The organism is Mesorhizobium sp. M1A.F.Ca.IN.020.06.1.1 (genome assembly GCF_004023265.1).
Classification (GTDB): Bacteria; Pseudomonadota; Alphaproteobacteria; order Rhizobiales; family Rhizobiaceae; genus Mesorhizobium.
In genome coordinates this window covers 1-7,865 of record NZ_RZSR01000186.1, presented here as the reverse complement: position 1 = coordinate 7,865, position 7,865 = coordinate 1, and the positions used below count along the sequence as shown (strand labels likewise).

Below are 7,865 nucleotides of genomic sequence, written 5' to 3'. Positions count from 1 at the left end.
GCCCCAGCCGGTCCGATACATCGAGGATCGCCTTGGCCGCCGCGAGATAGCGCTCGGGCAGGTCGGGCAGCCTGTCCACCAGCGCTTTCTTGAAGATTTTCGGTGGATCGTAAGGGTCGCCATCGGAGCGCAGAAATGCCTTGGCGAGCAGTCGCAGTCGCCTGATCGGATCAGCTTCGGCAAAAGCGGTCTGCGCATAGGGCAGCACGTTGTTCAGCACCTGCCGCGCGTCGGCGGCTTCGGCGGCGCGCCCGAATTCAGCGAACTGGCTCGGCGCAAAGCCCGGCAGCGGCCAGACCGAAGCGGCAATGCCGGCTGCCGTCTGGCCGGGGTTGAAGCCGAATTCGGCGAACAGCAGCCGGAACTCCCGGTCCTTGCCCAGCTTTTCGATAAAGGCGCGCAGTTCGTCGCGCTTGCCCACGATCTCGGAGAGCAGCATGTCGAGCCCGAACTCGCCGCCGCGCTCCAGCACCGTGGCAAAGGCTTCCGCCAGGCCTTCGACACCGGTGCCGGCACCCGAGATCATGTCGCGTCGCGCATCAGCGAAAAGCGAGGCCTCCATCTGCGGGTCGAGCATCTCGAAATGCGCCGGGATGTTGGCTTCCAGCGGGAACTGATGCAGCACCGATTCGCAGAAGGCGTGGATGGTCTGAATTTTCAGGCCGCCCGGCGTTTCCAGCGCCTCGGCAAACAATCGACGCGCGCGCCGCATCGTATCGCGATCGGCCGACCGCCCGTCGAGCGCGGCTATCCGTGTCGCGAGCTCGGCGTCGGGAAGCGCCGTCCATTCCGACAGCGTCGAGAACACGCGGTTCGACATGTTGGCGGCGGCGGCGCGCGTGTAGGTCAGGCACAGGATCTTCGACGGATCGGTGCCGTTGAGCAGAAGCCGGATGACGCGTTGCGCCAGCACATGGGTCTTGCCCGAGCCGGCATTGGCCGAGACCCAGGCGGAATTTTGCGGATCGGAAGCGCGCGCCTGGCTGGCGGCGGTGTCGGAGGGGATCGGATATCTCATCCTTCCGCCTCGTCCTCGCTTGCGCCGCCGGCCGACCATTCCAGCACGCGCGCCAGATGGTCGTAGTCGCCATCGGCCTCGCCTTCGCGGAACGGCAGCGCGCGTGACAGATAGCCGGTGGTCGGGTCAGCATAGTGGAAGAGCAGCCTTTCCAGCCGCGCCCACGCTTCCTCGGCAAGCTCGTTGGCGGTCTTCGGCTTGCGGTTGTATTCGAGGATCGATTCCTCGAACACCTCACCGTTCGGCTTCAGCCGCACGAAGGCAAGCTGCGAGGGCTCGCAGATGCCGAGCTCCTTGAAGGCGCCCCGCCGAAGAAGCGCGCCCTCGAGTGCCAGCTGCGGCGACAGAAGCGTATGCGCCTGCGCCTTCGAAGGCGAGGAACCGGTCTTGTAGTCGAGGATGTCGGCCATGCCGCCGGCGAGAAGGTCGACCCGGTCGGCATAGCCCGAAAGCGTGATGCCGGTGCGGCCGATAACGGTCTTTTCGGCGCGTTCCTCGGCATAGCGCCGGGCGACGGCGTCGGCGCGGGTATGCTCCCATTCGATGATGTTTTCCGCGAGCTTTTCGAAGCGCGGCCACCACACCGCCTCGATATCGGGCGGAAGTGCCGCGTCGGCAAAGCACGCGCGACTGGCCTCGATGAGGGCTGCCAGCGCGCCCGGCGCCCTCGGATCCTCCATCCTTCGCGAGAACAAATGCAGGATTTCGTGGAACAGCGTGCCGCGTTCGGCAGCGCCGGGGTCGCGGATCACCGGGTCGAGCGGCATCAGGCTGAGAATCCGCCTGGCATAGATCGCATAGGGGTCGCGGCGCAGCGTCTCGATCTCGGTGACCGAGAAATGCTGTGGCCGCAGGTGCAGCGGCGGTTTCGGCTGTGGGCGAGACGCAAAATCCTTCCTGTCGCCGGCATCGAGCGCGCGCGCCCAGGCAAGCAGCGCGTCGCCGCGCCGGCGAACTGCCGTCGCCTGGTCCTGGCCGATGAAGGTGACGATGCGCTGCAGCCAGCGCGACGGCACCGCCGGCGCGTCGCCGGATCGGGCCGAGCGCGTCAGCACCACCGTTTCAGTACCCATCGCAATCTGGAAATCATGCGCGGCCAGGCCGATGCGCCGCTCCGGCGGCTCGAGATCGATGCCGGTCTTCATCAGCCGCGACATGAACCGGTCGCTCTCGGGCTTGCGCGGCCAGACCCCTTCATTGAGGCCGCCGATGACCAGCGTGTCGACGCTTTGCAGGCGAGCTTCCAGCGCGCCCCAGATGGCGATGTTGCGGTCGGTGCCTTGCGCCGGCTTGACCGTTTCCGGCGCGAGCAGCGCCTCCATCACGTCGGGCCATTCGCCCGCACCGATCATAAACGGCGATGACACGGCAACCAGCCCGCGCAGCAGCTCGGCGAGCTTCTCGCCGGCGTCGCCGGCATAGAGGCTGGTCAGGCTGCCATCGGCCGCGCGGCCGAGACCTTCTAACGCCACGACGCTCGCCCGCGTCAATGTCGCGATATCGGCATCCTTCTCGCCGCGCATCGCAGTGAGCGGGGATAGCGCATCGGTGAGGCGATTGAGCACTGCCCGCGCCTCTTCGATACCGCGTACCGTGAGGCGCTGGAACCAGAAGGGCTGACGGCTGTCGCCGCCAAGGCCCGCGAGCCGCGTCTCGAAAAGCGCGTCGAGGGAAGCGACGTCCGGCCGGCCGGTGCCGCCGCGCAGCGCCACCAGCTCGATCAGCTCGGCAGCCTTGCGCACGCTCTGGCGTTCGAGACCGAGGCCAAGCAGCGGATGCTTGAGCAGCGACAATAGACCCACCGGATCGCCTGGCCGGAATGCTGCGCCTAGCGCCAACCTGAGCAGGCTGGCGGCCGGCGTGTTGGCTAGCGGCGTGCCGCCGGAATCGTCAGCGACGACGCCGAAGCGTAGCAGCTCGGCCGAGACGCGTCGCGCCAGGGCGCGGTCGCCGGTGACGAGTGCCGCGCGCTTGCCCGGCATTTCCACTGCGCGCTTAAGCGCAATGGCAATCGCTGCCGCCTCGTCGCGCTCATTGGCAGCCTCGACGAGCGTCACGCCGGCCAGCGCCTGCTCGACATCGCTGACCGGGAAACGCGGCCGCGACTCCGTCCAAAGCTCGGTGGTCTCGGCCGGCCGCAGCGCCTCGCCGACAAGGGCGGCGCGTAATGCAAGCGGTCTTGACGCAGCGCCGATCTCCTCGACATCGCGGCGCTCAATGCCAATGCTGCCGATCAGCTTGGCGAGGCCGTATTGTGGGTGACCAAGTGTTGCCGGCCGCGCGCCGGGCGCGGTTATCGCCGCGAAGGACGCGTCGTCGAGCTCGCGGTCGAGCCCGGGCAGCACGACGGCGCCGTTCGGCAAGCCGGCGATCACGGCAAGCAGCTCGGCCGTGGCTGGAATGGAGCCGGTCGAACCGGCGGCGATCACCGGTCCGGTCGGCGGACTGCGCTTCAGCCGCGCCGCTTCCAGCCGGATCAGCGCGCTGCGGTGCGCGGCCGGATTGGAGCGGTCACGCTCTTTGAGCAACTCCGGCCAGTTGTCGGTGACGATGCCGAGGAAATCGAGCGTCACCTGCCACCAGCCCGCAAGGTTGCCGGTGACCAGCGTGGCGAGCTTCGCCCAATCCGTCCCCTCGGTCTCGATCTCGTCCATCAGCCGGGCAAGGTCGCGCGAAAGCCAGATGGCGTCGGCGGCCGAGGTCGGCACAACGAACTCCTCGTTGAAGCGCGTCCGGACGTGCGCCGGCAGGCTTTCCTTCCAGGCACGCACCAGCGGCGCCAGCAACAGCAGCCTTTCCTGCGCGGCGATCGGCGGTGCGAGGTCTATTGCCGGTGCCGCCTCGGCGTCAAAGGCGGCCTCGTCCTCGTCGAACTCGCCGAGCGGCCGCACCGTCGGCAAGATGGCCGAGCGTCTGCCGAGCATGTCGACGAAGGCGCCGCGCAGGGCGCGCGCCGCGCGCCGCGTCGGCACATAGATGGTCGCGTCAGCCAGCGCCAGCGGCTCGCCGTCGAAGCGGAAGGTTGGGATCAGGCGGCCTTCGAGCAACGCCTCCGCCAGCGTCGGCAGGAACGGCGCTCCGGACGGGATGGACAAGACGCGGCGCGAGCCGCTCATACCGCATTAGATCTTTGTGCGCCCGTTTGGGCGCACAAACGACGATCTAACTCTTTGAGTCTACGCATCGTGCTTTCCAAAAATCGGACCCGATTTTTGGGCCGATGCGGTCGCGGGCGCGCCGGTGACCGCCGCTTCGGCCGCCGGAATGGCGTCCGGCGTCCCGACGGTGATCCAGCGGCCTCTCATCTTCATGCCGAACAGGCGGCCGGCGTCGATTGCCTTGTCGAAATAGGCGTTGATCGAATGCGGGCCTTCGGGCGCATCCTTGAAGATGCGCGGATCGATGATCGCGGCACCGGCATAGATCAAGCCGGCAGGGTCGCCTTTGGACCGGTGCAGCGCGCCGTCCGGCGCCACGAGGAAGTCGGTGCCGACGCAGTGTCCGATCGCTGAGTCGAGATCGGTGAGCATCAGCAGAATATCCATTCTAGCGGCGTCCCATGCAAGGGCGAGGCGCTCGAGGCTGGGCTCGCCGCTGTCGATCCAGAACGTATCGGCATTGATGATGTAGAAAGGCTCGCCCCCCAGGAACGGCAGCGCCTTGACGATGCCGCCGGCCGAGTCCAGCAGGCCCGCGCGCTCGTCGGAAATGTCGATCTTCGGCGCCCGGCGGCCGGCGACATGGGCGATGATCTGCTCCGGCAGGTAGTGAACGTTGACGACGGCGCTGGCGACGCCGGCGGCTTCCAGGCTGTCCAACCCCCAGTCGAGCAAGGCCTTGCCGGCGATCTTCACCAGCGGCTTCGGCATCGTGTCGGTGATCGGCCGCATGCGCTTGCCGAGACCGGCCGCAAGCACCATCGCGGTCTTCGGCTTCATGGCGAGCGCTCCTCGAGCAGGCCGTGGGCCATGTAAAATTCCTTCAGGCCGGCAAGCGCCGGATGCGCCAGCGCCCGCCTCAGATAGGCGCGGATGCGCGGCAGGTGCTTCAGATAGTAGGGCTTGCCGTCGCGCTTTTCGAGCCGCACGAAGATGCCGAGGATCTTCGAATTGCGCTGCGCCGCCATGATCGCATAGGCCTCGGCGAAGCCGGCTTCGTCGAAGGCGCCGGCCGAACGCCGCGCTGCGACATAGGCTTCGACCGTCCGCCGCTCGATCTCGGTCGAGACGGTGACACGCGCATCCATGGCCAAAGAGGCGACGTCGTAAGCCGCCGGGCCAATCAGCGCGTCCTGCACGTCGATGATGCCGAGCCGATCGAGGCCGGAACGCTCTGCCCGCCAGATGATGTTGGGCGAATGGAAGTCGCGCAGCATCAGCGTGTATTCCTGGCCCTCGAGCCGGTCGAGCACCGCGTTCCATGCCTTGTGGTAGCCTGCCCGCAATGCATCGCTTGCCGGCTCGCCGGTGACCATCGGCACATACCAATCGACCAGAAGGTCCGCTTCGATCAGCATCGCCTCGCGGTCAAAGGGCGGAACGTCGTGGTACACGCCCGGCGCGGCCTCCATGCGGTCGGGCCAGGCCTTACCATGCATCATGGCGAGCAGCTCCGCCGCTGCCTCATAGCGCTCGACGATCGGCTGGCCGTCGCCGCCCAAAAATCCTTCCGAGCCGAGATGTTCGAGCAACAGAAAGCCCTGATCGAGGTCCTGCGCATGGATAAGCGGCACGCTGACGCCGGCGGCGAGAAGCGCCCGGTCGATGGCGACGAAGGCGGCGACCGATTGTGCGGTGTGAGCGATCACGGCGTAAGGCTTGCCGTCGCGCACCGGCGGTCCGAGCACCAGGCGCGGCGAGTTCATCAGCACCCGCGGCGCCCGGCCGGGAAGCGAGGCGATCTCGTAGGAACGGGCGGACGCGTCGCCGACGAAATGACGGCGGCTCGCTTCGCCCCAGCCGGCCGAGGCCAGGAAATCACGCATCGCCAGCGAGCGCGCCGCGCGCTCGAAGGCGGCTCCCTGTCCGGAGATCCTTGCCGACCGGCCCGCGCCCTGCTCGATAAGCTCGACCTGGAGCGCATTTGCCGGCAGCTGGTCGCCGGCTCGGTCCGGCCATTCGATCAGTGCCGCGCCCTGCGCCAGCGCGTCGTCGAGGCCGAGCTCGTCGAGCTCGTCCGGCGAGGACAGGCGGTAGAGGTCGAAATGGTGCACGGGTATCCGCGTCTCGTAGCTCTGCACCAGCGTGAAGGTCGGGCTCGGCACTTCGAGGCCGGCGTCGTCGGCAAGCGCCCGGATGAGCGCGCGGGCGAGCGTCGACTTGCCGGCGCCGAGATCGCCTTTCAGCGCAATTGCGTCGCCAGCCCGCAGCGCCATGGCAAGGTCTTCGCCAAGCCTCGCGGTCGCCGCCTCGTCGGCGAGAAATCGTTCCAACACCGTTTCTGCCAAAGCGCGTTACTCGGCCGCTTCGCGGATGCCGCCGGAGGGCGTCTCCGGGAAGGTGCAGATCACGGTCGTGCCCTTGTCCGCTCCGGTCTCTATACGCACCGTTCCGCCGTGCAATTCGACGAAGCTCTTGACGATCGACAGTCCCAACCCGGCGCCGCGTCGGCGGCCGCCATTGGCGCGCGGCTCGAAGCGTCGGAAGACCGATTCCAGCACGTCCGGCGGCATGCCCGGCCCGTCGTCATGCACCGAGAATTCGACGCCGTCTGCCATTTGACGGCAAGCGAGCGTGATCGTGCTCGCCGCTGGCGCATAATTTGCGGCATTGCTCAAGAGATTGTAGAGGATCTGGCGGACCCGGATCTCGTCGCCGTGGAAGCTCTTCGGCGCCGATGCAGCGTCGACCTTGAGCTTGATCTGATGCTCCTCCAGCCGGTCCGCGACCAGCTCGGCGGCCGCAGCGATCGTCCTGTCGATGCTCATCTCGGAAATGTCGAGCTGCATGATGCCGGCATCGACCGTCGCGAGATCCAGTATGTCGTTGACGATGGTGAGCAGGACCGAGGACGACGAGCCGACATGCTCGACATATTCGCGCTGCTTCGGCGTCAGCGGTCCCGTCGTCGGCAGCGACAGCAGTTCGGTGAAGCCGATGATGTTGGTCAGCGGCGAGCGCAGTTCGTAGGAAACGTGCTGCACGAACTCGTTCTTCAACTGGTCTGACTTCTCCAGCGCCTCGTTCCTGTCCTTCAGCGCCCGCTCGACATTGACGGTGTCGGTGACGTCGACAAAGGTCATCATCACTTGCCCGTTGGGCAGGTGGATCACGGCATAGCTCAGCACCGTGCCGTTGACGAGTTCCGCCTGGCCGTGGCTGTCGCGGCGTTCGTCGTCGAAGCCGGTGATGGCGGCGACGAAGCCGCCCCACGGACTGTCTGCCGCGCGTTGGTCGCAAAGATCGCGGATCGCCGAGACATGCACGTTAGCCTTGATCGCGTCCGGCGCCAGCCCCCACAGCGCGATAAAGGCGGGGTTGGACAGGCGCAGCCGTCCGTCCGGGCCGAACACCGCCACGCCCTCCGCCAGATTGTCCAGCGTCTCGCCTTGCACACGCACGGCGGTCTGGTAGCGGCTTTCGAGGTCCATCTTCTCGGTCAGATTCTCGAACACCCAGGTGACGCCGCCCTTGGGCTGCGGGTTGGCCACCACGCGGATCGTCTTGCCGTCCGGCAGGTGCCACCAATGCTCCTGCGATTCGACGGCGCGATAGGCGCCGAGCAGGTTCTCTTTCCAGCGCCGCCATTCCGGCTGTTCGGCGATCTTGCCTTCGCTGCGCAGCCGGTCGAGCAGCAGCGCGTTGGAGGGGGCGCTGTGCAGAAAGCCGCCGTCCAGGCCCCACAGTTT

At 67.2% G+C, this 7,865-nt stretch carries 5 protein-coding genes; all 5 read right to left on the bottom strand.

Annotated elements, in window-relative coordinates; all coding sequences use genetic code 11:
• On the bottom strand, positions 1-1,018 hold a 1,018-nt coding region (locus tag EOA60_RS11075; RefSeq protein ID WP_164899261.1), incomplete at its 3' end, for a UvrD-helicase domain-containing protein.
• Positions 1,015-4,134 carry a double-strand break repair protein AddB gene (addB, locus tag EOA60_RS11070; protein ID WP_128311353.1) on the bottom strand — a complete coding sequence of 1,040 codons (3,120 nt, stop codon included), beginning with the start codon at positions 4,132-4,134 and terminating at the stop codon, positions 1,015-1,017. The genes EOA60_RS11075 and addB, both read right to left, overlap by 4 nt.
• 60 nt (positions 4,135-4,194) lie before the next feature.
• Positions 4,195-4,956: a nucleotidyltransferase family protein gene (locus EOA60_RS11065; RefSeq protein WP_127335979.1), complete on the bottom strand. Its 762-nt coding sequence runs from the start codon at positions 4,954-4,956 to the stop codon at positions 4,195-4,197.
• Positions 4,953-6,464 (bottom strand): tRNA (adenosine(37)-N6)-threonylcarbamoyltransferase complex ATPase subunit type 1 TsaE, encoded by a 1,512-nt coding sequence (gene tsaE, locus EOA60_RS11060; protein ID WP_095825511.1) that lies wholly within the window; start codon positions 6,462-6,464, stop codon positions 4,953-4,955. Before tsaE ends, EOA60_RS11065 begins: the two co-directional genes overlap by 4 nt.
• 6 nt (positions 6,465-6,470) lie before the next feature.
• On the bottom strand, positions 6,471-7,865 hold a 1,395-nt coding region (locus EOA60_RS11055), incomplete at its 5' end, for a PAS domain-containing sensor histidine kinase (RefSeq protein WP_206628122.1).

Excerpts from the sequence above, each read along its gene's own strand:
- addB (WP_128311353.1), bottom strand. The coding sequence starts at position 4,134 with ATGAGCGGCTCGCGCCGCGTCTTGTCCATCCCGTCCGGAGCGCCGTTC.
- EOA60_RS11065 (WP_127335979.1), bottom strand. The coding sequence starts at position 4,956 with ATGAAGCCGAAGACCGCGATGGTGCTTGCGGCCGGTCTCGGCAAGCGC.